This window comes from Flavobacterium sp. MMLR14_040 (assembly GCF_033657265.1).
In the GTDB taxonomy this organism is placed as follows: domain Bacteria; phylum Bacteroidota; class Bacteroidia; order Flavobacteriales; family Flavobacteriaceae; genus Flavobacterium.
In genome coordinates this window covers 46,403-71,981 of record NZ_JAWVWO010000016.1, presented here as the reverse complement: position 1 = coordinate 71,981, position 25,579 = coordinate 46,403, and the positions used below count along the sequence as shown (strand labels likewise).

The window sequence follows — 25,579 nt, the reverse complement described above, 5'->3', positions numbered from 1 at the left end:
TTCTTCGTTCCTCAGAATGACAAACATGATAGTTACTTTGCGTGGCTTCGACTTCGCTCAGCCTGACAATATTGAGCTTAGAATATTATGATAAAAAATCCGTTTTAATCTGTGCTTTCGCAAAGCGAATCCGTGTCATCCGCGTTCTATATTGACGATTTGCTTTGTAGAGTTTCTTGCGAAGATTTCTCATTCTTCGAAATGACAAGATTGCGTAACAAAAAATCCCGCCTCAATTAAGAAACGGGATTAACTAGATATTCTCTTTTTTTTTATTTTAAACTGTTGCAGCAATTTCTTGTGGCAACGGAATTTGATTTTTAAGTAAATCTTCGAATGTTTCGTGTTGACGAATTAAGATTCCTTTACCGTCTTTCCATAGAACTTCGGCTGGTTTGTATCTTGAATTGTAGTTCGAAGACATAGAGAAACAGTATGCTCCGGCATTTCTGAAAGCTAAAATATCACCTTCTGTAATTTCCGAAATTCTGCGGTTGTTGGCAAAAGTATCCGTTTCGCAAATATATCCTACAACGGAGTAAAAACGCTCTTTTCCTTTTGGGTTTGAGATGTTTTCAATATAATGTTGTGAACCGTAAAACATCGGACGAATTAAGTGGTTGAAACCGCTATCAACTCCGGCAAAAACTGTTGAGGTTGTTTGTTTTACTACGTTTACTTTTGCTAAGAAGAAACCTGCTTCGCTCACCAAAAATTTTCCTGGTTCGAAAATCAACGTTAAATCTCTGCCATATTCTGCACAGAAAGAATTGAATCTTTTTGATAATTTTTTGCCTAATTCTTCGATGTCAGTTTCGATATCGTCTTTTTTGTAAGGAACTTTAAATCCGCTTCCGAAATCTAAAAACTCTAGATCTTTGAAGTGTTTTGCTGTATCAAACAAGATTTCAGCAGCATACAAGAATACTTCGATATCTAAAATATCAGATCCTGTGTGCATATGAATTCCAACAATACTCATTTTTGTATTCTCAACAATTCGCAATATATGCGGAATTTGATGTACTGAGATTCCGAATTTACTATCAATATGTCCAACAGAAATATTAGCATTTCCTCCCGCCATTACGTGCGGATTGATACGAATACATACGGGAATTTGTGGATATTTTGTTCCGAATTGCTCCAGAATAGATAAATTATCAATATTAATTTGAACACCCATTGCGGCAACTTCTTCGATTTCTTCAAGAGAAACTCCGTTTGGTGTAAAGAAAATTTTGTCAGGATCATAGCCAGCATGAAGTCCCAATAAAACTTCTTGAATTGATACAGTATCTAAACCAGACCCCATGTTCTTTAATAACTGAAGAATCGCAACGTTTGACAATGCCTTCATGGCGTAATTAACCCTCAAGTTTTCTACCTTAGAGAAAGCTTTTGTTAATCTATTGTACTGTGATTGGATTTTTTCAGCATCATAAACATATAATGGACTTCCAAATTGGTCTGCTAACTGCAGTAGATCTTTTGCTTGCATTTTTATAAACTATTTTGGGCAAAGTTATTACACTTTTGAGTAACGGCAAATTTTTTGTAGAAAAATAACAAATTGTAACAAATTGTTTGTTTTTAAACAAAAAGTAGCTTATTTCGAATTTTTATAAATTCTTTTAAGGTTCTGAGGAGCTAAGATTCTAAGGTACTAAGTTTTTGCCACAGATTAAAAGATTTGTGCACATTTTTTTTGCCACGAATTACACTAATTTCCACAAATTTTTATTTTGAATTTTCACGAAATGCATAAAACATAGCCCGTGGTTTCAACCACGGGAAACGTAATGGATTATGCGTAATCATATATTGTGTCCCGTGGTTGAAACCACGGGATATGTTTGAAGATCAGATTTTTTTATTTTGGATTTTCCGCAAAATGCTCAAACCATGGGTATGTTTAATTTTATAAGCGAGCAAAAAAATAATTTGCGCACATTTTTTTTGCCACGAATTACACTAATTTCCACAAATTTTATTTTGAATTTTCACGAAATGCATAAAACATTTCCCGTGGTTTCAACCACGGGAAATGTAATGGATTATGCGTAATCATATATTGTGTCCCGTGGTTGAAACCACGGGCTATGTTTGAAGATCAGATTTTTTTTATTTTGGATTTTCCGCAAAATGCTCAAACCACAGCTATGTTTAATTTTAGAAGCGAGCAAAAAAAAGAATTTGTGCACATTTGTGGCAAACAAAAAATCAATTTAATCCATATAATCTGTGGCCAAAAAACAAAACCCCTGAATTAAATTCAGGGGTTTGTTAGTAGTTATGTTGTTTATCGGAATGAAGATTAAATAAAATGCCAGGAAAAAAAACTTAGTCTCTTAGCATCTTATTAACTCAGAACCTTTAGTTACAAACTAGGTAAATCTCCGTTTCCTTTGGTTGGCAAGTTAGTAGAGCCCATTAAGAATAAATCTACTTCTCTTGCTGCTTCGCGACCTTCTGAAATAGCCCAAACTATTAACGATTGTCCTCTTCGCATATCACCTGCAGTGAAAATGTGTGGAACGTTTGTTTGATAATTTTTTGCTTTATAATTGCTTCTTATATCGGTTTCAATTCCCAATTGCTCGCTTAATGTTTTCTCCGGACCTGTAAATCCTAAAGCCAATAAAGCTAAATCGCAAGGCCAGATTTTCTCAGATCCTTCTTTTTCGATCAATTCAGGACGTTGACCAGGAGTCATTTTCCAGGCTACTTCAACGGTTTTTAATCCGGTTAATTCTCCTTTGTCATTAGAAATGAATTCTTTAGTGTTAATTAACCAGTTTCTGTCGCAACCTTCTTCGTGAGAAGAAGATGTTTTCAACTGCAACGGCCAGAAAGGCCAAGGAGTTGACTCGCTTCTTCCAACCGGAGGTTTTGGTAAAATCTCAAAGTTGGTTACCGATTTTGCACCGTGTCTGTTTGAAGTTCCAACGCAGTCAGATCCTGTATCTCCACCACCAATAACGATTACATTTTTTCCGGTTGCTTTAACCTGATCCGGAATTGACTCTCCGTATAAAACTTTCGTTTGTTGCGTTAAGAAATCCATTGCCTGAACAACGCCTTTGCTTTCGATTCCTTTAGTTGGCAAACTTCTTCTTTCTGTTGCTCCTCCGCATAAAACGATAGAATCAAAAGCGTTTAATTCTTCTATACTAAAGTTAACACCAACGTTTACGTTCGTTTTAAAAGTGATTCCTTCTGCTTCAAGGATGGCTACACGTCTGTCGATAATTCCTTTTTCTAATTTGAAATTTGGAATTCCGTAACGTAATAAACCACCAATTGCATTGTCTCTTTCAAAAACCGTAACTGTGTGTCCGGCTCTGTTTAATTGCTGAGCAGCAGCTAAACCTGCAGGACCAGAACCAATAACGGCAACCGTTTTTCCTGTTCTTGTTTTTGGTGCTTGTGGTTTGATCCATCCTTCTGCAAAACCAATTTCAACAATGTTTTTTTCGATGTTCTCGATAGAAACAGGATCTTTTATGATTCCCAGTACACATGCTTTTTCGCATGGAGCAGGGCATAAGCGACCTGTGAATTCCGGGAAATTATTAGTAGACTGCAAAATTTCTAATGCACCCTGCCATTCTTCCTGATGTACCATGTCGTTGAAGTCAGGAATTAAATTTCCTAACGGACAACCACTGTGGCAAAAAGGAATACCACAATCCATACATCTTGAACCTTGTTCTTTTACTTTATCTTTTGCTAACGGAATAGTAAATTCATTGTAGTTCGAAACACGTTCTGCTACTGCTAAATTACTTTCGTCGGCTCTGTTATATTCTTTAAATCCGCCTATTTTACCCATGACATTTTTAATTAAAATAAAATGATAAATCCCAATTTTTAAATTCCAAATTCCAATTTTTTAACCGCAAAGAGCGCAAGGTTTTTCTTTTTGCTTCTCTGTGAGTTTTAAGTTCACAAAGCTTTGAGGTAAGTTTCAATCTAAAATCTGAACTCTAAAATCTAAAATTTCAAAATCATTTATCCAGCTATTAATTCTTCTATTTTTTTCTCTTCTGCAATTCGTTGTAAAGCTTTTTTGTAATCAGTTGGCATTACTTTTACGAAATGTTTCTGCTCATTTTCCCAGTCTGCTAAAATTCTTTTTGCTAATGGACTGCTTGTGTACAAGGAGTGGTTTTTAATCAATCGTCTTAGTTTTGTAACATCCTCTTCTTCCATCGGATCAAATGCAACCATTTCCATGTTACATAATGTTGAATCAAATTTTTGATTTGGATCGTAAACATAAGCTACACCACCGCTCATACCAGCTGCGAAGTTTCTTCCTGTTTTTCCTAAAACAACCACTGTACCACCAGTCATGTACTCGCATCCGTGATCTCCAATTCCTTCAACAACCGCAGTTGCTCCAGAATTTCTCACACAAAAACGCTCTCCGGCCATTCCATTAATATAAGCCTCTCCGGTAATAGCTCCGTAAAGGGCAACGTTCCCGATAATGATATTGTCTTCAGGTTTGAAGGTTGCAGTAGGAGGGACTTTGATAATCAATTTTCCTCCGGAAAGTCCTTTTCCTAAATAATCATTACAGTTTCCGTGAATTTTAAAGGACAATCCGTTTGTTGCAAAAGCACCAAAACTTTGTCCGGCAGAACCTTCAAAATCAACTAAAATAGTGTCATCCGGTAATCCTTGTGCACCATAGATTTTTGAGATTTCATTACTCAAAATGGCACCTACAGAACGGTCTGTATTTTTAATTTTAAATGTAACTCTTGTTTTTTCTTTTCTATAAATAGAGGGAATTGCTTCTTTGATGATATCAAAATCCAATACATTTTCAAGCTGGTGATCCTGCTCTGTAGTATTGTGATTCGGAACCGTTTTCGCTTTTTCCGGTTTGTATAGAATTGATGATAAATCTAAACCATTGGCTTTGTAATGTTTGATCGCTTTATTCACATTTAATTTTTGTGACTGACCCACCATTTCTTTCAAGGTTCTGAAACCTAATTGAGCCATGATTTCTCTTAATTCTTCAGCAATAAAATACATGAAGTTGATTACATGCTCTGGAGTTCCTTTGAAATTTTTTCTCAATTCAGGATCCTGAGTTGCAATACCAACCGGACAAGTATTTAAGTGACAAGCTCTCATCATAATACATCCAGAAGCTACAAGCGGAGCCGTTGCGAAACCAAATTCTTCAGCTCCTAATAATGCAGCAATAGCTACGTCACGACCTGTTTTCAATTGTCCGTCACACTCTAAAACTACACGGCTTCTTAAATCATTTAAGATCAAAGTCTGCTGAGCTTCTGCTAAACCAAGTTCCCACGGAATTCCGGTGTGTTGTAATGAAGTTAATGGTGCAGCACCAGTTCCTCCATCATAACCTGAAATAAGGATAACGTCAGCTTTTGCTTTGGCAACACCGGCAGCAATAGTTCCAACACCTACTTCAGAAACTAATTTTACGTTTACACGCGCTTCACGATTTGCATTTTTCAAGTCGTAAATCAATTGAGATAAATCTTCAATAGAATAAATATCGTGGTGAGGCGGAGGCGAAATCAAACCTACATAAGGTGTAGAGTTTCTTGTTTCGGCAATCCACGGCACTACTTTTTCTCCAGGAAGCTGACCACCTTCTCCAGGTTTTGCTCCTTGAGCCATTTTAATCTGGATTTCTTTAGCGTTTGTCAAATAGTTGATCGAAACACCAAAACGTCCCGAAGCAACTTGTTTGATCGCACTGTTTCTTGAATCTCCGTTAATTTCTTTCTGGAAACGTTTTGGATCTTCTCCACCTTCTCCAGAATTACTTTTTCCACCAATTCTGTTCATTGCAATTGCTAAATTCTCATGTGCTTCTCTACTGATAGATCCGTAAGACATTGCACCTGTTTTGAATTTCTTCACAATTTCTGTCCAAGGTTCTACTTCATCAATAGAAATTGGATCTAAATTATTGAATTCAAACATTCCTCTAATGGTCATTAGGTTTGAGCTTTGCTCGTTAACCATATTAGAATATTCTTTATAACTTTCAGGACTGTTCAAACGAACAGCTTGTTGTAATTTAGCAATAGTTGTTGGATTAAACATGTGTTTTTCTCCACCACGTCTCCATCTGTAAATTCCTCCAATTTCTAAAGGAAGCAAATTGGCCACTTTTGAATTTGGAAATGCTTTTTGAAAACGTTTCTTCACTTCTTTTTCTACTTCCATCAAACCAATTCCTTCTATTCTTGAAGGCGTGTAAGGGAAATATTTAGAAGTAAATGTTTTGTTCAAACCTAAAATCTCGAAAATCTGGGCAGCTCTGTACGAATGTAAAGTAGAGATACCAATTTTGTTCATGATTTTAACGATTCCTTTTGCAATTGCTTTATTGTAATTTACAATTGCATAATCAGCTTTTACACCTTTGATGAATCCTTGGTTAACCTGATCGTGAATGATTTCGTTTACCATGTAAGGATTGATCGCACTTGCGCCGTATCCGAACAATAAAGCAAAATGATGCGGTTCACGAGGCTCTGCAGATTCGATTATGATTCCGAATTTAGAACGAACCTGTAAAATGTTCAAAGAGTGGTGAATGTAAGAACAAGCCAATAACATCGGAATTGGCGCCATTTGCTCGCTAACTCCCCTGTCAGACAAAATGATTACGTTGCAGCCTTCAGAAACTGCTTTGTAAGTTGCCTGAACACATTTTTCAAGAGCGCGCTCTAAACCGTTAACTCCTTTTTCTATTTTATATAAAGTAGAAATTGTAGCCGATTTAAAATCTGCGTGATCAATGTTTCTTATTTTATCCAAATCCTCATTAGAAATAACCGGATTTTGGATTTTTAGTTTTTTACATTGTTTTGATTCAATTTCAAAAATATTGAAATCTCCACCAACTGCTAAACTGATATCAGTAATAATTTCTTCACGAATACCATCCAAAGGCGGGTTGGTAACCTGAGCAAATAATTGTTTGAAATAGTTGTACAGCAATTGAGGCTGGTCTGATAAAACTGCCAAAGGCGTGTCGTTACCCATAGAACTGATTGCTTCAGCTCCCTGACCACCCATTGGGTTGATAATTGTTTTTAAATCTTCAATGGTGTAACCAAATAATTTTTGTCTCGTTAAGAAATCTAATTTTTCAACAGGAGTAGGATTATTTGTGTACGGAATATTAGCCAGCGGTAATAAGTTTGCGTCTAGCCATTCTTTATAAGGACGTTTTGTAACTATCGCTTTTTTAACTTCGTCATCTTCGATAATACGACCTTCGTTCATATCCACAAGGAACATTTTTCCTGGCTCTAAACGACCGTGCTGAATTACATCTTCGGGATCAATATCCAATACACCAATTTCTGATGACATGATAACGAAACCACTATGCGTTAATGTATAACGAGAAGGACGCAATCCGTTTCTGTCTAATAAAGCACCAATTACGTTACCATCTGTAAACGGAATAGAAGCAGGACCATCCCAAGGTTCCATAATACAAGCATTGAACTCGTAAAATGCTCTTTTTTCAGGAGACATAGTTTGGTGTTTTTCCCAGGCTTCAGGAACCACCATCATCATCGCTTCAGGCAATGAACGGCCAGTCATTAATAAAAGTTCTACCACCATATCCATAGAAGCAGAATCTGATTTTCCTTCTAAGATAATTGGGAATAATTTTTTGATGTCATCACCAAAAACTTTGCTTTGCATTAATTCTTCACGGGCACGCATACGGCTTACGTTTCCACGAAGCGTATTGATTTCACCATTATGACACATGTATCTAAATGGCTGTGCTAAATCCCATGAAGGGAAAGTATTTGTAGAGAAACGTTGGTGTACAAGCGCCAAACGCGTCACTAAATCGGGATCTTTTAAGTCAACATAATAACGGCTGATGTCTTCCGGCATCAATAAACCTTTATATATTATGGTAGTTGTCGATAAACTAGAGAAATAAAACATGTGGCTTTCAGAAGTTTTTGATCCTCTAATAGCATGTTCGGCAATTTTTCTAGCTGCAAAAAGTTTTGCATTAAATTCATTTTCAGTTAACTCCTGACCGTTTTTGCTAACAAAAACCTGTTTAACTGTTGGTTCTTTTTCTGCGGCAATCTGCCCTAAATTTTCCACTTCAACAGGTACATCTCTCCAGCCTAAGATCTTTAAGTTCTGATCTTTAACTGTTGATTCAAATGTTTTCATGCAAAAAGATACCTGGTTTTTGCTTTTTGGTAAAAAAACCATTCCTACTGCATACTCACGCGTTTCAGGGATTTCAAAGTCACAAACTTTTTTGAAGAAGTCATGAGGGATATCAAATAAAATTCCTGCACCATCACCAGTTCGTCCGTCAGAACTCACTGCACCACGATGTTCCAATTTTATTAAGATGTCCAATGCTTTGTGAATGATGTCATTAGATTTAATACCATTCAAATTACAAATAAATCCTGCACCACAATTGTCGTGTTCAAATTCAGGCAAATAAAGCCCTTGTTCTTTAACTCTCATTCTTGATATTTTTTCTACAAAAATAAAGATTTCGTTAAACATAATGTATCAAAAATCTATTTTCACTTACATTTTTGTTGTAATAGTAGAAAAAGAGTTCTTAAATGATAATAATATTATAGAAACCATTGCTAAATGATAAAATCACAATATGTTTTAAATTATATTAGGAAAAATCCTTTGGGAGCTATTGAAATCACTGATGGTTTTGTTAAATTTCAAACGAAATAGTGTTTTTTAGTTAACAATTTGCATACAATTGTTTAACCGTTTGTTTTCTTTTAAAAAGAATAACAATCTAATATATATCAGAGTGGTTTTTTTAATTGAAAAACATTTTACTATTAAGTTGAATTTTGCTATTTTTGTCGCACTTTTATTCTGAAATAAATTCAGAACCAGACAAATTCTATATTATGAACATACACGAATATCAAGGAAAAGAAATTTTAGCAAGTTACGGAGTACGCATTCAACGCGGAATTGTGGCTAACAATGCAGTTGAAGCTGTGGCTGCTGCAAAACAATTAACTGCCGAAACCGGAACAGGATGGCACGTAATAAAAGCACAAATTCACGCAGGTGGTCGTGGAAAAGGTGGTGGAGTTAAGTTAGCTAAAAACTTGCAACAAGTTGAAGAAATTGCAGGACAAATTATCGGAATGCAATTGATTACTCCTCAAACTTCTGCAGAGGGTAAAAAAGTAAACAAAGTTTTAGTAGCTGAAGATGTTTACTATCCTGGTGAAAGTGAAACTTCTGAATTCTATGTTTCTGTTTTATTGAATAGAGCAACAGGTCGTAACATGATCATGTATTCTACTGAAGGTGGAATGGATATCGAAGAAGTTGCTGAGCACACGCCACACTTAATTTTTACTGAAGAAGTTGATCCTTCTGTTGGATTACAAGGTTTTCAGGCAAGAAGAATTGCTTTTAACTTAGGTCTTTCTGGAAATGCTTTCAAAGAAATGGTGAAATTCATCGACGCACTTTACAATGCTTACATTGGTTCTGATGCTTCTATGTTTGAAATCAACCCGGTTTTGAAAACATCTGATAACAAAATTATGGCTGTTGATGCTAAAGTAAATATCGATGATAATGCTTTATACAGACAACCAAAATATGCTGAAATGAGAGATATCCGTGAGGAGAATCCAATCGAAGTTGAAGCTAAAGAAGTAGGATTGAACTATGTAGATCTTGACGGTACTGTAGGATGTATGGTAAACGGAGCTGGTCTTGCAATGGCAACTATGGATTTAATTAAATATGCTGGTTTTGAGCCTGCTAACTTCCTTGACGTTGGTGGAACTGCTGACGCAAAACGTGTTGAAACTGCTTTCCGTATTATCTTAAAAGATCCAAACGTAAAAGCAATTTTAATTAATATTTTTGGTGGAATCGTTCGTTGTGACCGTGTGGCGCAAGGAGTTGTTGACGCTTACAAAAATATGGGTGATGCTATTAAAGTGCCAATTATCGTTCGTTTGCAAGGAACAAATGCTGAAATTGCAAAAGAATTAATTGACAATTCTGGTATGCCAATCTTATCTGCTGTTCAGTTTCAAGAAGCTGCAGATCAAGTTAAAGCTGCATTATCTTAATCAAATAAGAAATCAATTATATAGAAAATCCCTCCAATTTGAGGGATTTTTTTTTGGAACCGATTTAACGGCAAACAACTCAAAGTTTTTTAATAATAGGATTTTATATAAACGCAAAGTTCGCAAAGCTTGTGAATTTTTGAAAATATAGCCTGCGGTTTCAACCGCGGGCTATATTTGAAGATTGGTTTTGTAATTAAAATCTTTTTTATAAAGCAAAGTTGTTTGTCTAAAATAATAGCCACGAATTCACGAATTATTTTAATAATCTTTGAGATTAAAATAATTCGTGAATTCGTGGTTAAAAAACCTTGCGTGCTTTGTGTAAATCTTTGCACCCTTTGCGATTATATTAATTATTTCAATACAGTAGACAATTCTACAAGTTCAAATGTTGGATCATTTTCGACAAATTCTTTCAGCATTGCAGCATGGCCTGCACCAAGTAAAACCATTATTTTTTCGTCTTTGCTTTCTGTTAATTTTTGAACTAAAGAATACATATATAAGTTTCGCTTGTACCAATTTGCAACTAAAGAAGCACCTGTAAAATCATCTGGTTTTCCGGTTCTGTTTGCGACTTCTAAGTACCATTGTATATTCTCTCTGTCAGTTTCTTTTTTATTAAAGTAAAGCATAAGTTCGGTTAAAGTACTTTTTGAAATTCTTTCGTTTTGATCCTTCTCGAATTGTTCTGTCATTTTTGTGTTCTTTTCCATTAAATCCTTCTGATCAGCTTTTTCCATGCTCATCATTAAACTGTCATACGGAAAGCGGGTGCGGTAATCAATTCCATATAATTTTTTGTGATTCAATTTTTTAGCAGTACGAAGTGCTAACTGCGTAATTTCATTTTTACTATTTTTAAAAAGACTGTCTGTATTTTTATTATAAAATTTGTCTAATTCATTTTGTTGGGCAAATTTCCATTCGACAAAAATTTTATCTGGTCCAAATTTCTTGATTTTGTCACTTATGGTTTCAAGTTCTTTTTGGCTTTTCTCAGACATAATGTTGAACGTTTTGATTTGAGCAACATCATTTCCTGGATTTGCAAAATGAAAAGTTCCGATTAACAGAATTTGTTTCTTTTTCGTTTGAGCAGATGATAGATTAAATGTAAAAAGTACTAGTAATAAAATGATTTTTTGCATGGTGATTTTGTGTTTAAATTCATTGCAAATATAGAGGCGGATTTCAAGCATTTTTTCCGTTTTTGATGAACTACAAGTTTCATTGGATCAACTGCTGAAATTTTGTTTTAAAAATTTTCGTGTAACGTTTTCCACGGTTGGTCAGTAAAAAGTAAGGTTTCATATAAACAACGTTTTTCTTTAAAGTCATAATTGTATTTTTGAACTTATAACTGATATTATGAAGCTTAAAATTCCTTTTTACTACCATATCATTCTTTTTCTCGGATTGTTTTTAACTTACTGTCTCTGGGATTACGGAATCAACAACCGAATTGAGATGGTACAGGAGACCATGTTCTATTTCTGGATGACCTCGACTTTTATTCTTTCCGTTTTTGTGGTTTATATTATCAATTTTTATACGGTATGCGATTGGTTTCTCAATAAAAAGAAAATTCATTTTTATTTTTTGAGTGTCCCATTTTCTTTACTCATTTTTGCGGGTGTCAGATACTTTTTTCAGGAAGTGATTATGTTTCAATTTACGGGAGTTCATAATTATTTTGAAAGAAGCAGAGAAGTAATCTTTTACATTAAAGACAATTTTTTCTTTGGTCTACCGTCTATTATTTTTAGTATGTTGAGTTATTTGTTTTGGCAGTTCCAGCATACTCAGCAACAAAATCAGGAATTGCTTTTAGAAAACAAAAAAGCTCAATTTCAAATGCTGAAAGCGCAAGTTAGCCCGCATTTTTTGTTTAATACATTAAATTCTTTTTACAGTCAGCTTATTTTAAAAGAAGATGAAATGGCGGCAGATGTTTTGGTTCTTTCTGATTTGCTTCGCTACGTGATTACAGAAACAGACAAAGATGAAGCGGTGCTTTCAAAAGAAATTCAATTCATTCAAAACTACATTCATTTGCAGAAAAAACGATTTGAAGATCAGTTGTTTTTGGATTTTACTATTGAAGGAAATTATTCGAATGAAAAAGTTCTTTCGTCGGCGTTAATTCATTTTGTAGAGAATGTTTTTAAGCATGGAAAATTTAATAATGAAAAAGAAAAAGCAGTTATTTCAATTCGTATAAAAGAAGGTTTTTTAGAAATCTCAACTTTTAACTATAATGTTGGAGGTGAAAATTATTCTTCAACCGGAATTGGTTTTGTGAACCTGATAAAAAGGTTGGAATACACTTATAAAGACCAATTTGTACTTGAAAAAACAGAAGAAAACAATACCTTTAAAAGCTACTTAAAAATACCATTAAGAAAATAATTTATGGCTTTAAAATGTATTATTGTTGATGATGAACCGCCAGCAACGCGTATTCTCGAAAACTATATCGGAAAAGTAAATTTCTTAGAAAAAGCAGCTGTTTTTAATGACTCATTAAAAGCATTGGAATTTTTAAACTCACAAGTTGTTGATGTTATCTTTTTGGATATTCAAATGCCTCAATTGACGGGTTTGCAGATTTCAAGAATCATTTCAAAAGATATAAAAGTGATTTTTACAACGGCATATCCAGATTTTGCTTTAGAAGGATTTGAGTTAAACGCAGTTGATTATTTATTAAAACCAATTTCATTTGAACGCTTTTATCAGGCTGTCACAAAATTGAATTCCGGACACAAAACAGTTGTTGCTGCTCAGAATACTGCACCCGATTTTTTATTCATTAAAACCGATGGAAAGAATAAATTTCAGAAGATTTCCCTGAGTGATATTTTGTATGTAGAAAGTCTTCAGAATTATGTTTGTATTCATACTAAACAGCAACAGATCATTACACATTCATCCTTAAAAAATGTATTAGAATCATTGCCTTCAGCAGATTTTATTCAGATACATAAATCATATGTTATTTCTTTGAAACATATTGAATCAACAGATAATTTTTCTGTTTTTATAAATGAAAAAGAGCTGCCGATTGGGGCTACTTTTAAAGATTCTTTCTTTGAGAAAATAGAAGAAAATAAAATTTAGGGTTTTAATTTAACCGCAAAGGGCGCTAAGGTTTTTAATTGTAAGTTCAATATAAACGCGAAGTTCGCAAAGCTATCTGCATAAAGATTTGCGAATATAGCCTGCGGTTTCAACCGCAGGGACCCAATGTGTATCTTACCTATGAACGGTTCCCGCGGTTGAAACCGCGGGCTATATTTGAAAATAGGATGTAGCTATAATCTTTTTAAACTGCAAAGTTCGCAAAGCTAAATATAAGCGTTGCGAACTTTGCGTAAATCTTAGCGCTCCTTGAGGTTAAACTTTAGAGCAATTAATTATTTCTTATTCTTACCGTTTTTGTAAATCACTTTCTCAACAACTTGTACTTTTGGAGAAGCTGGTTTTTTCTTAAAAGGTTTTTTAGCTGCAGGTCCAGTTTTAGAAGGTGCTTTATCGCCTCTTCCTTTTTCAGCATCTTTTGGACTTGCTTTAAATTCAGGTCTTTCTTTAGTGCTGTCTTTCTTCGGAATTTCTGCTTTATGTTTTGCTAAAACGTCATTTGGGTTTTTAGGATTTTCTTTTGTTCCTCTCAAATGAATTACCAATCCGTTAAGGAAATTGCGCAAAACCTGATCTCCGCATTCCATGTAATTTTCATGATCTTCAGCTCTAAAAAAAGCTCCTAATTCTGATTTTGAAATTCTAAAATCTACCAATTCTAAAATTTCAACTATTTGGTCATCACGGAGCATCAAAGCCACGCGAAGTTTTTTTAAGATATCGTTGTTCGTCATCGTTTAATTTTTTACAAAGGTACATTATTTTAGAAGGAAAGTCAGAACAAAATTACGCCCGTTCCCGTTCTCTCAGGATAATATGTTTTTCCGTTTTTAATAGTAACACCGCTGGCAATATCTTCTGCTAATAGTAATGCGCCGTCCATATCGACGTAATCTAATTCAGGAAGTAAATGCGCGATTGCAGAAATTCCAACCGTAGATTCTGTCATACAGCCCACCATTGTTTTTAATTCCAATTTTTTAGCCTCGGCAATCATTCTTTTTCCGGGTGTAATTCCGCCACACTTCATCAGTTTAATATTTACTCCATGAAAATGATTGTGACATTTTGCAATATCACTTTCAGTAATGCAACTTTCATCGGCTATAATGGATAAAACCGAATTTTTGAAAACTTCACGTTGTCCTTCCCAATCATTTGCTTTTAAAGGTTGTTCGATAAATTCAACATTCAAACTTTTTAAAATTTCAGCATTTGACAAAGTTTCATCGACTGTCCATGCGCAATTGGCATCAACCCTAAATATGGCATTACTGTGTTTTCGTAATTCGGTTACGATCGCAATATCATCAGGAGTGCCCAATTTTATTTTATAAATTGGCCACGGAAGTTCTTCCATTTTGGTAATCATATTTTCGATGCTTCCAATCCCAATTGTATAATTCGTTAACGGATTATGTGAAATATCATAATTCCATAATTCATATAATTTTTTGCCTTTTTTTCGGGCATATAAGTCATGATATGCATTATCTAAAGCGCATAAAGCAAAAGGATTATGGGCTAAATGGAGATTTATTTTATTCCAGAATTCATCAGGAGTTTCGTTTGATGTTGCTTCAATTAAAGTTCTGATCTGTTCAATATCATTTTGAAGAATTTCAATAGTAATATTATAGTACGGATTAGAAGTTGCTTCTCCAAAACCTGAAAAATTATCTTCTTGTAATTCAACAATAAGAGAAGGCTGGAAATCGATTGATTTTCTTGAAATCCTAAAAGTGTGTTTTAATTTAAGGTCGTAGGCTCTTATTATTAGTTTCATATATGACAGTAGATATATTTGAAGCGTACTATTTTTTGTGTTTTATGTTTAAAAACAATATTTTAGCTAAAAATAATAAATTTGATGAATACCGAAGAAGAAAAGAGAAGTTTACTTTTAGAAATGATTGCTTTTTCGACAGTCGATGGTGAGTTGCACAAACGCGAATTAGAATTCTTGTGGCTTGTTGCACAGGAATTAAATATTGACCAGAAGCTTTTCCAGGATTTATTTCATCAGGAAAATATTCCGCAAATTATAAAATCAGAATTTCAGCGTATTCAGCAGTTTTACAGATTGGCTTTGATCATGCATTGCGATGGAATTTTGCATGAAAAAGAAGCAAAAGCAATTCAGCAAATTGCCATTGAAATGGGACTAAACCCAACGGCTACAAAGCGTGTTTTAGATTTAATGAAAAATGCGCCAAACGCAATGATTGATCCTAAAAAGCTATTAAAAGTTTTTCAGGAACAACACAATTAAAGCAATTGTTCCTGTAGCTTTTTAATATCATCACGCAATTTTGCAGCCTGAAGAAAGTCTAATTCTTTTGCCGCTTTCTCCATTGATTTTCGTTTTTCGCGAATCATTTTTTCTAATTCTGCTTTAGACATATAAGCCGTTTCGGGTTCAGCAGCTGCAGAAAGTGTATGTCCTAATTCGTATTCTACTAATGGATTCTTGGTAAACGCACTTTCGATTTTTTTGTTTAAAGCCTGAGGCGTAACATTATTTTCGACGTTATAGTTTATTTGTTTCGTTCTTCGATAATTCGTTTCATCAATCGTTTTCTGCATACTTCCCGTAATTTTATCAGCATACATAATGGCTCTTCCATTTAAATTTCTTGCCGCACGACCAATTGTTTGGGTTAGCGATTTATGATTACGTAAAAAACCTTCTTTATCAGCATCAAGAATTGCCACCAGCGAAACTTCGGGTAAATCCAGACCTTCACGAAGTAAGTTTACTCCAATTAAAACATCAAAAATACCTTTACGTAAATCCTGCATGATTTCGATTCGTTCCAAAGTATCAACTTCTGAGTGAATATAACGACAGCGAATATTTACTTTGGTCAGATATTTGGCTAGTTCCTCGGCCATTCTTTTGGTTAAAGTAGTCACTAAAACTCTTTCGTCTAACTCGCAGCGTACCTGAATTTCTTCAATTAAATCATCAATCTGATTTAAACTAGGTCTAACTTCAATAATAGGATCTAATAATCCTGTCGGACGAATGATTTGCTCAACATAAATTCCGTCAGATTTTTGTAATTCATAATCCGCCGGAGTTGCCGATACATAAATAACCTGATTTTGCAAGGCTTCAAATTCTTCAAATTTCAAAGGTCTGTTGTCCATTGCGGCCGGTAAACGGAAACCATATTCAACCAGGTTTTCTTTACGGCTGCGGTCGCCTCCGTACATGGCATGAACTTGCGAAACGGTTACGTGACTTTCGTCAACCACCATCAAATAATCATTTGGAAAATAATCTAACAAACAAAAAGGCCTTGTTCCGGCTTGTCTCCCGTCAAGATAACGAGAGTAATTCTCAATTCCCGAGCAATAACCTAATTCCCGAATCATTTCTAAGTCGAAATTGGTTCGTTCTTCCAAACGTTTTGCTTCCAGGTGTTTTCCTATTTCCTTAAAATAATCAACCTGTTTTACCAAATCCTGCTGAATTTCCCAAATAGCACCTTGTAAAACTTCCGGAGAAGTCACAAACATATTGGCAGGGTAAATCGTCAGTCTTTTAAATTTTTCAATGACTTGTGAGGTCTTGGCATCAAAGGATTCTATTTCTTCAATTTCATCTCCAAAAAAATGAATTCTAAATGCATCATCAGCATAACTTGGATACACTTCAACAGTATCACCTTTAATTCTGAATGTTCCGGGATTAAAATCGGCTTCAGTTCTGGCATATAAACTTTGTACTAAACTGTGTAATAGTTTGGTTCTTGAAATAACCTGATCCCTGAAAATTTCGATTACGTTTTTCTTAAATTCAACAGGATTTCCAATACCGTACAAACAAGAAACCGAAGCTACAACCAAAATATCTCGACGCCCTGAAAGTAGGGAAGAAGTGGTGCTCAAACGCATTTTTTCAAGCTCTTCATTGATAGATAAATCTTTTTCGATGAAAACACCTGTTACAGGCATAAAAGCTTCCGGTTGATAATAATCGTAGTAAGAAACGAAATATTCAACCGCATTATTAGGGAAAAACTGTTTGAATTCTGAATACAGCTGTGCTGCCAAAGTCTTGTTATGTGCCAAAACTAAGGTAGGCCTTTGTACTTCCTGGATCACATTGGCAACGGTAAAAGTTTTACCGGAACCTGTAACTCCCAATAAAGTTTGATATTTATCACCATCGACAATACCTTGTGCCAATTTTTGTATGGCTTGTGGCTGATCGCCTTTCGGACTATATTCTGAGGAAACTTGAAACTTCATTTTTGGCGTATGAAAAATTTGGTTTTGTAAAGATACGAAGTTTGAAATCTATAAAAAAGATAAAAAAGGGTTGCCAGGAATTTCACGAATTTTCACGACTTACTATTATTATGTAATGAATTAGGGTTCTCTTACGAAATTATATAATTTGTAAAATGCGAAAATCAATTTTAAATTAATTCGCGGAAATTAGTGAAATTCGTGGCAAAAAATCGTTGCTATTTTAAAAAGTCAATCATGGCATCATTAACGATTTTCGACTGATCGATGCTTAAAAAATGCCCGGCATCTTTTATCGTTTTGGTTTTGCTGTGCGGTAAATATTCTTTTGCACGTTCTACACTATCATCACCATTTATAACATCACGATCGCCAATTAAAATTAAAACCGGATTTGATATTAATCTTAATTCTTCATTCGAAAAAGGTGTCATTTTAAGCATACTCGAATTTGATTTTGCATACTTATTTGCCAAATAAAATTGTCGTTTATATATCGGACTAATTTTTTCGGGATGTGTCGAGAATGTTTCTAATGTTTTGCCAAATTTCTTTTCACTCGGAAAAAGCTTTAACATTAAAGCTGAGGTAGTTTTGCCAACTTTATCGATAAATTTAAAAGTTTGCGCCGGGCTCAGTAAAACAATTTTATCTATTGAATTTGTTTTTTGAGTGGCTAATAATGTTGCAATCCAGCCTCCGCGAGAAGCGCCTACAATATCAAAATTCTTTAATTTATAATGATTGAAAATTTCGTTGTATAATGTAACTATATCTTCTGATGAAAGTGGTTTTGCGGTTAGTGTTGATTTCCCAGGTTCCATTATAAAATCAATGGCGTATATGCGATGATTTTTTGTTAAAGCTTTAATATTTGGATACCACATAGTTGAGCTGGCATCCATTCCGTGGAGTAAAACCAGCGGCTTATCGTTTTTAGAACCAGCCATAATAACGTGCACTGTTCCAAAACTCGTTTTTATATCTTCTTCGGTGTAAGGAACATCCCAAAGTTTGAGAGCCTTATTGTAAGATGTTGTATAAGTGGTTTTTTCTTTTTTTGTATGAAATATATAATCGTCAAATTTTACTTTTTTGGAAGAAGCACAACCAACGATTAGGAACAATAAGAGAAATTTAGGTAGTAATTTTGACATAATGGTGAAATTCAATTTACATTAAAGGTAACATTAATATAAATTTCACGAATATTATAATTTTGATTTAAAGTATCATAATTATAATGTTTTTGGATTTCGACTTGTATGTCTTATTCGTAAAATTTGAATTTTGTCTGTAGAAATTTTATAGGAAATTCGATAGCTGTAAACTTCGTAAGCACGATAATTTCCATTATTTGAAATTTTCATTTCATCTAGCTCGTAAATTTCCCAATTTGTTTTTAAGATGGTAACAGAACTAAAAATTTTGTCAATTATTTTATTAGTTGTGCTATTGTTCTTTGATTGTTTTACTAAATGGAAATAAATTTTTTCAAGCTGATTTTGAGCAGTATTCGACCAAATTATTTCTTTTTCCATTGCTCAATCTTATCTTTAACCTCATTATGAGAATAAAAATTTCCATTCTGAATTTCTTGTTCGGCTACTTTTAGTTCTTCATTATATTGTTCAGCATAATTTTTAGGAGTGGGTTTTCGGCTATCCAAAATTGTTTTCAAAGCTGATAAAAATGATTCATCATCAATTTTTGCTATTTCAGAAATCAAAATATTTTTAAGTTCAAGAGTATTCATAGCGTTATAATTTACACGAAGTTACAAAACAATAAATTAAAAGGTTATTTAATGAGTCTTAAATTTTCCACGCTTTTTGCTGCGCCTCGCTCAAAAAAGTCCACGCTACAATTCGGCTTGTTTTTTGGCCTTGAGCCATATCAATTGTTTTTATTGAAGCTGCGTTTACCTTGTTTAAGGTTCTATAAATGCTCGAAAGATTATCTCTTTTTGAAACCAAAGTTGTAAACCATAAGCATTGCATGGCATATTTGGCGCTTTCAAAAATCATTTGGGTTACAAAGCCAAGTTCTCCTCCGTCGCACCATAATTCGGCATTGTGACCGCCAAAGTTTAAAACCGGATTTGTATTTTTCTTTTCCTTCGGATTTAAATTCGAAACTTTTCTTACTGTACTCTGATTGGCATCTTCGGCAGAAGAATGAAAAGGAGGATTACAGATCGTAAAAGTAAATCGGTCTTCTGGAGTAATAATATTTTTAAAAATAAAACGGGATTCGGTTTGTTGCTGTAAACTTATTGCATCAATCAATTTTGGATTTGCTTCAATAATTTTGCTGCAATTTTGAATAGCGTTTAGATCTATATCTGTTCCTACAAAACTCCAGTCGTAAATGGCATTTCCTAAAATTGGATAAATGCAATTTGCTCCTGTACCTATATCTAAACCTAAAACAGAAGAACCTTGCGGAATAATTCCATTATTGGTTTCTGCTAGTAAATCGGCTAAATAATGAATATAATCGGCTCTTCCGGGAATGGGCGGACAAAGGTAATTTTTAGGAATACTCCAGTTTTGAATATCGTAATACGTTTGTAATAATGCTTTATTAAGTAATTTAACCGAAACAGGATTGCTGAAATCAATAGTCTCACTTCCGTGAATGTTGATCGCAACGTGACTTTTTAGTTCTGGACAATTGGAGATAAGAAGCTCAAAATCATAACGGGAACGATGAAGATTTCGAGGATGTAAAATATTTTTTTCAGAATTGTCTGTTGCTTTCATTTTGTGAATTTGGGTGCAAAGATAGTCATTCCTTTTGGAGGAAAGTGCTTCTGTAAATTCCAATTCTTTTAAATCACAAATTCCAATTTTAATTCTATGATTAATTTAGTTAATATTACACTTAGGATGGCAACTTAATCATTACATTCCATCAATAATAAATCGCCATTATTGTGTGTGATTGTTACAAGTCCGTCCTGAGCGACTGAATTGCTGCTGCCGGTTCTGTAACCCATTGTAAGGGTATCGTTTTCTAATTGATATTGTAAATTGGTTGAATTAATACCATTTACAACACCAATTGGAATTAAAGAAATTGGCGTTCTGGCAGTATACCATTTCTCGAATTTTCTGGGTAATAAAAATATTTTAGAATGATCGTCTAGAATTACAATTTTAAGTAAATCGCGATAACGAACGATATTGGTTAAGTTTGTAATGGTATGATCTGCGCGTTTTCCGGTTGCCCAAACAACATTTACAGCAGGAATTTTTCTTTCTATCAAATAATCAAAAGCTTTTTCAAGATCTGTTTTGTTTTGATCCGGTGCATATACAATTTCGATAGGATATTGCGAGGTTTTATAAATTTCGGGATCAAAACCACGATCGAAATCTCCTAAAAGTACATCGACTTTAATGTCTAGTTCGATAACTCTTTCAATAGCAGAATCAAGCACAACAACAAGCGGAGACCATTCCAGTAATTGTCCTAATAATTCGGGATTGCAAGCAGCTCCGTTGGCAATAATTAAAGCAGGTTCCTGATCGTCGCGAACTATATGGTGTGATGACATGCTGATTTTTTTTTGTGATGCAAAGGTACGGGTAGTATTTTAGATTTTAGAGTTCAGATTTTAGATTTTAGATTTTAGATTTTTTTGCCACAGATTAAAAGATTTAAAAGATTAATCTGTGGCAAATATTTTTTAGTATGTAATTTTCAATCTAAAATCTAAAATTAAACAAGACGCCTGTGATAATTTATCTGCCCTAAATGATACGCCAAATGTGTGGAAAGATGAACCAGAAAATATCCTGTAGTCATTTCTTTTTCGAAAACAATTTGTGGATAAATAGCTTCTAAATCGGCTTCGGTTACAGAATCAAAAACGTTATTGACTACCAGAATTGTAGCGTCAATTTTGCTGATTAATTCTGATTTAGGAATATCCTTTAATGAAAATTCCAAAGGTCTGTCGCGAATGTAGCCTGTTTTTCCAAGTTCGGCACCAATATAAGTATTGATATTGCCTATTAAATGCAAACAAAGATTTCCTGCCGAATTGGAAATGTTTTTATCGATTGCCCAAAGCTGATTTTCAGTTTGGTACGATTCAATTTCTATTTTCAGTTTGTTCAGGTCGCGGTTAAATAAAGATTTTAAAGTTTCGATGAGCATAATCTTATTATTTAGTTTTTATCGGAATCCAGATGTCTTCTTCAGAATTTGGATCTTCTTTTTTATATTTTTCACCCATAATTGCAAAATGAGGTCTTTCATCAACCGTATATGCTGAATTTGGAAGCCATTCAACAAAAATAGAATGATAGGTTTTGTGACCTTCACTTGCCGGGCCTTTGTGTGTAAAAACTGCATATAAACCAGACGGAATAATTAAGGTTTCCATTTCAGAAGGAATTTCTTCAAAGTCAGTAACTTCTATTGCAGCCCATTTTTGAAAGGAACTGCCAGGGTCAAAATTATCAAAATGCCCAACCGGAAATACTTCAAGAGAATATAAATTGGAGTCAATTGGGTTTTTGATTTCCTTTCGTCGTGGCATAAAACCATTCCATAACTGAAATGTTTTATTTTCGATAAAATTCATTTTGATGTAATTGCCGATTAATTTTTTTTCTGCTAAATTTTCAATTCTGGCTTCCATGTTTATTCTATAATAAATGTTTTTGAATCGGTTTCGCTAAGAGAAAAATAACCCAAAGGATAATTGCTTTTGTCTGTCGAGTTCATGATGTTTCCTTTTACAGTGGCAGGAGGAGACTGGAATGGTCCGCCCACATTACTGCCCGCAATACTAACCAGGATACTCATGTAATTATAATATTGTTTTGAAATACCATAATGTGTTATATTGATTTTGTCTCCGGGCTCTAATTCATCATCGTCTGAAAGGCTGAAAAATTCATTGCCCTGAAAGAATTTATCGTCATCAACATAGTAATTTGAGGTAATTTTATTTGAGTATTCGTAATTGTACAGATAAAAGTTGTCTACACCTGCAGGATCATTGTAAAAAGCTCTTACTTCAATGTCTTTTCCTGTAAATCCTCCTTCGTTATTTTGTTCCATTCGGGTTATTGGAGCAACAGATTTCATGATTTCGCTTGCGGTATAAGTATTTCCGTTGCTGATAACGGTTAAAGTATATTGCTCGTCGATTACAGGTTTGAAATTATTACAAACATATCGCCCTGAGTTAGGAACTTCAACAAAATCAAATTGTTCTCCTGCACTGTTTTTTACAAATACAGTTGCTCCCGAAACAGTTGGGATTACATTTTCAAAATAACCCGTAGTAGTGGTTAATTTTATTGTTTGTTGTGCGCCTGTGGTTCCTTTTTGCCAGTTTATGGCACCTTCGATTACTAATTTTGATGGAGCAGTATCTAAGTCAACATCAACAACTTCTTCACAGCTTGTGAAGAAAATCGATATGAAAAATACGATTAACAAGATTGCTTTTTTCATGATTTGTATTTTTAATTCTTTTGACAGAAATTGATTTTTAAAACTTGAAATTATAACTAACAGCAGGAACAATTCCGAAAATAGATGTTTTTACAGCCTCATTATAACCTGTATCGACATTTTGACGGAAGTTTATAGACGCTGCGTTTTGTCTATTGTATAAGTTGTAAATACTAAAAACCCATTCGCCTTTCCAGTTTCTGTCTTTATTGCTTCTTGGTGTTAAAGTAGCAGAAACATCAAGGTGATGATAAGCCGGTAAGCGATGTTCGTTTCGTAAACCATAGCTCGGAACAGTAATGCCGAGATACTGATATTGCCCGTTCGGATACGTAACCGGCTGCCCTGATTGTAAGGCAAAATTAGCCCCAAAAGACCATTTTTCGTTTAAATTATATGCAGAAGTAATGGCTAAATTATGCGTTTTGTCATAAGCAGAATTGTACCATTGTCCGTTATTTATTCCCGTTTCTTCAGGTGTTCTTCCTGGGGTTTGCTGTTCAGATTTTGACAATGTATAGGATATCCATCCATTAAATTTGCCTTCATTTTTCTTGAACATAATTTCTAAACCATAAGCGCGCATTTGCCCGTTTAAAATGACCTGCTCGATGGCATTATTAGCAATCAAATCAGCGCCATCAATATAATCCAGACGATTTTGAATTTCTTTATAATAAGTTTCGACTTCGAGAGAATATGCTCCATTATTTATATTTCTGAAATAACCTAAAGCTACCTGATCTGCAATTTGTGGTTTGATATAGGTGTCACTTGGCATCCAGACATCGAGCGGAGTAGGTGATGAGGTATTCGAAATTAACTGAAGATATTGTGCCATTCGGTTGTAACTCGCTTTTACCGCCTGATCGTCATTTAGCTGGTAAGAAATTGAAAATCTCGGTTCCAGATTATTATAGTTTTTTATGGATTTATTTTTTCCATAATATTCAGTTCCAATAGGCGTTCCTTTTTCGTAAATCTCCAAATCTGAATTGAAAACAACAGGATTGTTGTTTTCGTATAAATTGATTGTTGAAGTACCTAAACGATAAAATAAGCTATAACGCAATCCGTAAGCGACTGTGATTTTTTTTGAAAGCTGATTTTCGGCATCAATATAAATGGCGGGTTCAAAAGCGTATTTTTTATCTAACTGATCCGGATTAATTCCAGATTCGGCATTACTTGGTTTGATAGTTCCGGGATTGAATTCGTAATAGATTCCGTTTAAACCGTAGTTCAATTTGAATTTATCTGAAATATAGTTTTTGAAATCGTATTTGATATTGTAATTTTTGATTCCGGAATCCCATTTGAAACCAACGAAATCAAGATCCAAACCGTAATAATAATCGCTGTAAATCAAGGATAAATTCGAGAATAATTTATCAGAATACAAATGATTCCAACGAAGATTTAAAGTTGAATTTCCATAAATATTCGTAAAACTTTTGTTTAAACTAAACACATCGCGACCAAAATATCCCGATAAATACAAACTGTTATTGTCGTTTAATTTATAACTCAATTTGGTATTTAAATCATAAAAATACGCAGAGTTATCTTTATTTTCTTCGGATAGTTTTAAGAATAAGTGTGCGTAAGAAGCTCTTCCTCCAATTAAAAACGAACCTCTATCTTTTACTATCGGACCTTCTGCAAGAATTCTGCTCGAAATTAATCCTATTCCTCCATTTACATGGAAATCTTTACTGCTTCCGTCTTTTTGATAAATATCTAAAACAGAGGAAGCTCTTCCGCCATAGCGTGCGGGAATTCCACCTTTGTATAACTTTAAATCTTTTATGGCGTCAGGATTAAAAACGGAGAAAAACCCAAAGACGTGAGATGAATTAAATATCGTTGCTTCGTCTAATAAAATTAAATTTTGATCTGCACCTCCGCCACGAACGTTGAATCCGGATGCGCCTTCGCCTGCATTTGTAACGCCCGGAAGTAATAAAATAGATTTTAAAACATCGACTTCACCTAAAACTACCGGCATTTTTTTGATAGTGGCAATCGAAAGTTTATTGGCACTCATTTCCGGCGATTTGATGTTGATTTTTCCTTTATTGTCGGTAATAACAACTTCCTGAAGTTCTTCGCCACCGCCTTCGTTTAAAGCAAAATTATTTTTGGTATTTTGATTTAAAACAACTGTTTTTTGAATGGTTTGATAACCAACATAACTTATCTCGATTTGATGTTCACCTGATGGAATCGTAAGCGAATAAAAACCGTATTCATTAGTTGTGGTTCCAATTTTTAGTGCGGGAATGTAAATGTTGACGCCAATTAAGGTTTCATTATTTTTAAAGTCGGTTATGGTACCGCTTAAAGTAAATTTTTCCTGAGCAAATGAAGTAAAGATTGTAAAAATAATAATTAGAAACGTAGTAAACTTTTTTGTAATCATTGTTTTGATTTTGATTTACATAGATAATAATTCTTACTAAATATTATAGTGTATGGTTTGTTAAACATTAGTTAAGAAAAAAAAGACAACCGTTTCGGGTTGTCTTTTTTAATATTTAATGGGTAAGCAT

General features: G+C 34.2%; 21 protein-coding genes. 5 read left to right on the top strand and 16 right to left on the bottom strand.

All coding sequences use genetic code 11. From position 1 onward, the window contains the following. Positions 1–277: 277 nt before the first annotated feature. Positions 278–1,501, bottom strand: a complete 1,224-nt coding sequence (gene lysA / locus SD960_RS18225; RefSeq protein ID WP_042566561.1) for a diaminopimelate decarboxylase — start codon at positions 1,499–1,501, stop codon at positions 278–280. A 601-nt stretch (positions 1,502–2,102) separates the two neighbouring features. Between lysA and SD960_RS18220 the strand changes: the two genes are divergently transcribed. Further along, a complete protein-coding gene (locus SD960_RS18220) occupies positions 2,103–2,273 on the top strand; it encodes a hypothetical protein (RefSeq protein WP_318805176.1) in 171 nt (56 codons plus the stop codon). Between the two features lie 107 nt (positions 2,274–2,380). Here the strand turns inward: SD960_RS18220 and SD960_RS18215 are convergent, their stop codons facing one another. Together SD960_RS18215 and gltB are read right to left on the bottom strand one after the other, a co-directional pair. Continuing rightward, entirely contained in the window at positions 2,381–3,835 is a 1,455-nt protein-coding gene (locus SD960_RS18215) for a glutamate synthase subunit beta (RefSeq protein ID WP_042566723.1), read from the bottom strand. A gap of 179 nt (positions 3,836–4,014) precedes the next feature. Further along, complete coding sequence (gene gltB / locus SD960_RS18210) at positions 4,015–8,532, bottom strand: glutamate synthase large subunit (protein WP_318805175.1); 4,518 nt, start codon at positions 8,530–8,532, stop codon at positions 4,015–4,017. A 416-nt stretch (positions 8,533–8,948) separates the two neighbouring features. Here gltB and sucC point away from each other — a divergent pair, with 416 nt between their 5' ends. Further along, a complete protein-coding gene (gene sucC / locus SD960_RS18205) occupies positions 8,949–10,142 on the top strand; it encodes an ADP-forming succinate--CoA ligase subunit beta (protein ID WP_042566560.1) in 1,194 nt (397 codons plus the stop codon). Between the two features lie 356 nt (positions 10,143–10,498). Here the strand turns inward: sucC and SD960_RS18200 are convergent, their stop codons facing one another. Then, positions 10,499–11,296: a DUF5694 domain-containing protein gene (locus tag SD960_RS18200; protein WP_318805174.1), complete on the bottom strand. Its 798-nt coding sequence runs from the start codon at positions 11,294–11,296 to the stop codon at positions 10,499–10,501. A 220-nt stretch (positions 11,297–11,516) separates the two neighbouring features. Here SD960_RS18200 and SD960_RS18195 point away from each other — a divergent pair, with 220 nt between their 5' ends. Both SD960_RS18195 and SD960_RS18190 read left to right on the top strand, forming a co-directional pair. After that, positions 11,517–12,557, top strand: a complete 1,041-nt coding sequence (locus SD960_RS18195; RefSeq protein WP_318805173.1) for a histidine kinase — start codon at positions 11,517–11,519, stop codon at positions 12,555–12,557. 3 nt (positions 12,558–12,560) lie between these two features. Then, on the top strand, positions 12,561–13,268 hold the full coding sequence (locus tag SD960_RS18190) for a LytTR family DNA-binding domain-containing protein (protein WP_318805172.1): 708 nt from the start codon (positions 12,561–12,563) through the stop codon (positions 13,266–13,268). 296 nt (positions 13,269–13,564) lie between these two features. On the opposite strand, the gene SD960_RS18185 is transcribed toward SD960_RS18190, so the two are convergent. After that, positions 13,565–14,023 (bottom strand): DUF1456 family protein, encoded by a 459-nt coding sequence (locus SD960_RS18185; RefSeq protein WP_318805171.1) that lies wholly within the window; start codon positions 14,021–14,023, stop codon positions 13,565–13,567. A 41-nt stretch (positions 14,024–14,064) separates the two neighbouring features. Beyond that, positions 14,065–15,075 (bottom strand): dipeptide epimerase, encoded by a 1,011-nt coding sequence (locus SD960_RS18180; protein ID WP_318805170.1) that lies wholly within the window; start codon positions 15,073–15,075, stop codon positions 14,065–14,067. Between the two features lie 84 nt (positions 15,076–15,159). On the opposite strand from SD960_RS18180, the gene SD960_RS18175 reads away from it, so the two are divergent. After that, the gene (locus SD960_RS18175) at positions 15,160–15,561 is read left to right on the top strand and encodes an excinuclease ABC subunit B (RefSeq protein ID WP_073393058.1); all 402 of its coding nucleotides are present in this window, start codon (positions 15,160–15,162) and stop codon (positions 15,559–15,561) included. Here SD960_RS18175 and uvrB read toward each other — a convergent pair. The 10 genes from uvrB to SD960_RS18125 form a co-directional block, all read right to left on the bottom strand. Next, complete coding sequence (uvrB, locus tag SD960_RS18170; RefSeq protein ID WP_318805169.1) at positions 15,558–17,549, bottom strand: excinuclease ABC subunit UvrB; 1,992 nt, start codon at positions 17,547–17,549, stop codon at positions 15,558–15,560. The genes SD960_RS18175 and uvrB overlap by 4 nt on opposite strands. 218 nt (positions 17,550–17,767) lie before the next feature. Beyond that, positions 17,768–18,706 (bottom strand): alpha/beta hydrolase, encoded by a 939-nt coding sequence (locus SD960_RS18165; protein WP_318805168.1) that lies wholly within the window; start codon positions 18,704–18,706, stop codon positions 17,768–17,770. An 81-nt stretch (positions 18,707–18,787) separates the two neighbouring features. Next, a complete protein-coding gene (locus SD960_RS18160; protein ID WP_318805167.1) occupies positions 18,788–19,090 on the bottom strand; it encodes a type II toxin-antitoxin system RelE/ParE family toxin in 303 nt (100 codons plus the stop codon). Beyond that, the gene (locus SD960_RS18155) at positions 19,075–19,305 is read right to left on the bottom strand and encodes a hypothetical protein (RefSeq protein ID WP_318805166.1); all 231 of its coding nucleotides are present in this window, start codon (positions 19,303–19,305) and stop codon (positions 19,075–19,077) included. Before SD960_RS18155 ends, SD960_RS18160 begins: the two co-directional genes overlap by 16 nt. Positions 19,306–19,363: 58 nt before the next feature. Continuing rightward, entirely contained in the window at positions 19,364–20,314 is a 951-nt protein-coding gene (gene rlmF, locus SD960_RS18150; RefSeq protein WP_318805165.1) for a 23S rRNA (adenine(1618)-N(6))-methyltransferase RlmF, read from the bottom strand. A 134-nt stretch (positions 20,315–20,448) separates the two neighbouring features. Continuing rightward, positions 20,449–21,111, bottom strand: a complete 663-nt coding sequence (locus tag SD960_RS18145) for a thiamine diphosphokinase (RefSeq protein WP_318805164.1) — start codon at positions 21,109–21,111, stop codon at positions 20,449–20,451. 164 nt (positions 21,112–21,275) lie between these two features. Further along, positions 21,276–21,716 (bottom strand): DinB family protein, encoded by a 441-nt coding sequence (locus SD960_RS18140; protein WP_318805163.1) that lies wholly within the window; start codon positions 21,714–21,716, stop codon positions 21,276–21,278. Positions 21,717–21,723: 7 nt separating this feature from the next. Beyond that, on the bottom strand, positions 21,724–22,203 hold the full coding sequence (locus SD960_RS18135; protein ID WP_318805162.1) for a GyrI-like domain-containing protein: 480 nt from the start codon (positions 22,201–22,203) through the stop codon (positions 21,724–21,726). Between the two features lie 2 nt (positions 22,204–22,205). Then, positions 22,206–23,027, bottom strand: coding sequence for a DUF4249 domain-containing protein (locus SD960_RS18130; RefSeq protein ID WP_318805161.1), 822 nt, complete (start codon positions 23,025–23,027; stop codon positions 22,206–22,208). Positions 23,028–23,064: 37 nt separating this feature from the next. Next, the gene (locus SD960_RS18125; RefSeq protein WP_318805160.1) at positions 23,065–25,449 is read right to left on the bottom strand and encodes a TonB-dependent receptor; all 2,385 of its coding nucleotides are present in this window, start codon (positions 25,447–25,449) and stop codon (positions 23,065–23,067) included. Between the last annotated feature and the right edge of the window lie 130 nt (positions 25,450–25,579).

What these genes read in the sequence shown, in the direction of transcription:
- lysA (WP_042566561.1), bottom strand. Translation starts at nt 1,501, where the DNA reads ATGCAAGCAAAAGATCTACTGCAGTTAGCAGACCAATTTGGAAGTCCA.
- SD960_RS18220 (WP_318805176.1), top strand. Translation starts at nt 2,103, where the DNA reads ATGTTTGAAGATCAGATTTTTTTTATTTTGGATTTTCCGCAAAATGCT.
- SD960_RS18215 (WP_042566723.1), bottom strand. Translation starts at nt 3,835, where the DNA reads ATGGGTAAAATAGGCGGATTTAAAGAATATAACAGAGCCGACGAAAGT.
- gltB (WP_318805175.1), bottom strand. Translation starts at nt 8,532, where the DNA reads ATGAGAGTTAAAGAACAAGGGCTTTATTTGCCTGAATTTGAACACGAC.
- sucC (WP_042566560.1), top strand. Translation starts at nt 8,949, where the DNA reads ATGAACATACACGAATATCAAGGAAAAGAAATTTTAGCAAGTTACGGA.
- SD960_RS18200 (WP_318805174.1), bottom strand. Translation starts at nt 11,296, where the DNA reads ATGCAAAAAATCATTTTATTACTAGTACTTTTTACATTTAATCTATCA.
- SD960_RS18195 (WP_318805173.1), top strand. Translation starts at nt 11,517, where the DNA reads ATGAAGCTTAAAATTCCTTTTTACTACCATATCATTCTTTTTCTCGGA.
- SD960_RS18190 (WP_318805172.1), top strand. Translation starts at nt 12,561, where the DNA reads ATGGCTTTAAAATGTATTATTGTTGATGATGAACCGCCAGCAACGCGT.
- SD960_RS18185 (WP_318805171.1), bottom strand. Translation starts at nt 14,023, where the DNA reads ATGACGAACAACGATATCTTAAAAAAACTTCGCGTGGCTTTGATGCTC.
- SD960_RS18180 (WP_318805170.1), bottom strand. Translation starts at nt 15,075, where the DNA reads ATGAAACTAATAATAAGAGCCTACGACCTTAAATTAAAACACACTTTT.
- SD960_RS18175 (WP_073393058.1), top strand. Translation starts at nt 15,160, where the DNA reads ATGAATACCGAAGAAGAAAAGAGAAGTTTACTTTTAGAAATGATTGCT.
- uvrB (WP_318805169.1), bottom strand. Translation starts at nt 17,549, where the DNA reads ATGAAGTTTCAAGTTTCCTCAGAATATAGTCCGAAAGGCGATCAGCCA.
- SD960_RS18165 (WP_318805168.1), bottom strand. Translation starts at nt 18,706, where the DNA reads ATGTCAAAATTACTACCTAAATTTCTCTTATTGTTCCTAATCGTTGGT.
- SD960_RS18160 (WP_318805167.1), bottom strand. Translation starts at nt 19,090, where the DNA reads ATGGAAAAAGAAATAATTTGGTCGAATACTGCTCAAAATCAGCTTGAA.
- SD960_RS18155 (WP_318805166.1), bottom strand. Translation starts at nt 19,305, where the DNA reads ATGAATACTCTTGAACTTAAAAATATTTTGATTTCTGAAATAGCAAAA.
- rlmF (WP_318805165.1), bottom strand. Translation starts at nt 20,314, where the DNA reads ATGAAAGCAACAGACAATTCTGAAAAAAATATTTTACATCCTCGAAAT.
- SD960_RS18145 (WP_318805164.1), bottom strand. Translation starts at nt 21,111, where the DNA reads ATGTCATCACACCATATAGTTCGCGACGATCAGGAACCTGCTTTAATT.
- SD960_RS18140 (WP_318805163.1), bottom strand. Translation starts at nt 21,716, where the DNA reads ATGCTCATCGAAACTTTAAAATCTTTATTTAACCGCGACCTGAACAAA.
- SD960_RS18135 (WP_318805162.1), bottom strand. Translation starts at nt 22,203, where the DNA reads ATGGAAGCCAGAATTGAAAATTTAGCAGAAAAAAAATTAATCGGCAAT.
- SD960_RS18130 (WP_318805161.1), bottom strand. Translation starts at nt 23,027, where the DNA reads ATGAAAAAAGCAATCTTGTTAATCGTATTTTTCATATCGATTTTCTTC.
- SD960_RS18125 (WP_318805160.1), bottom strand. Translation starts at nt 25,449, where the DNA reads ATGATTACAAAAAAGTTTACTACGTTTCTAATTATTATTTTTACAATC.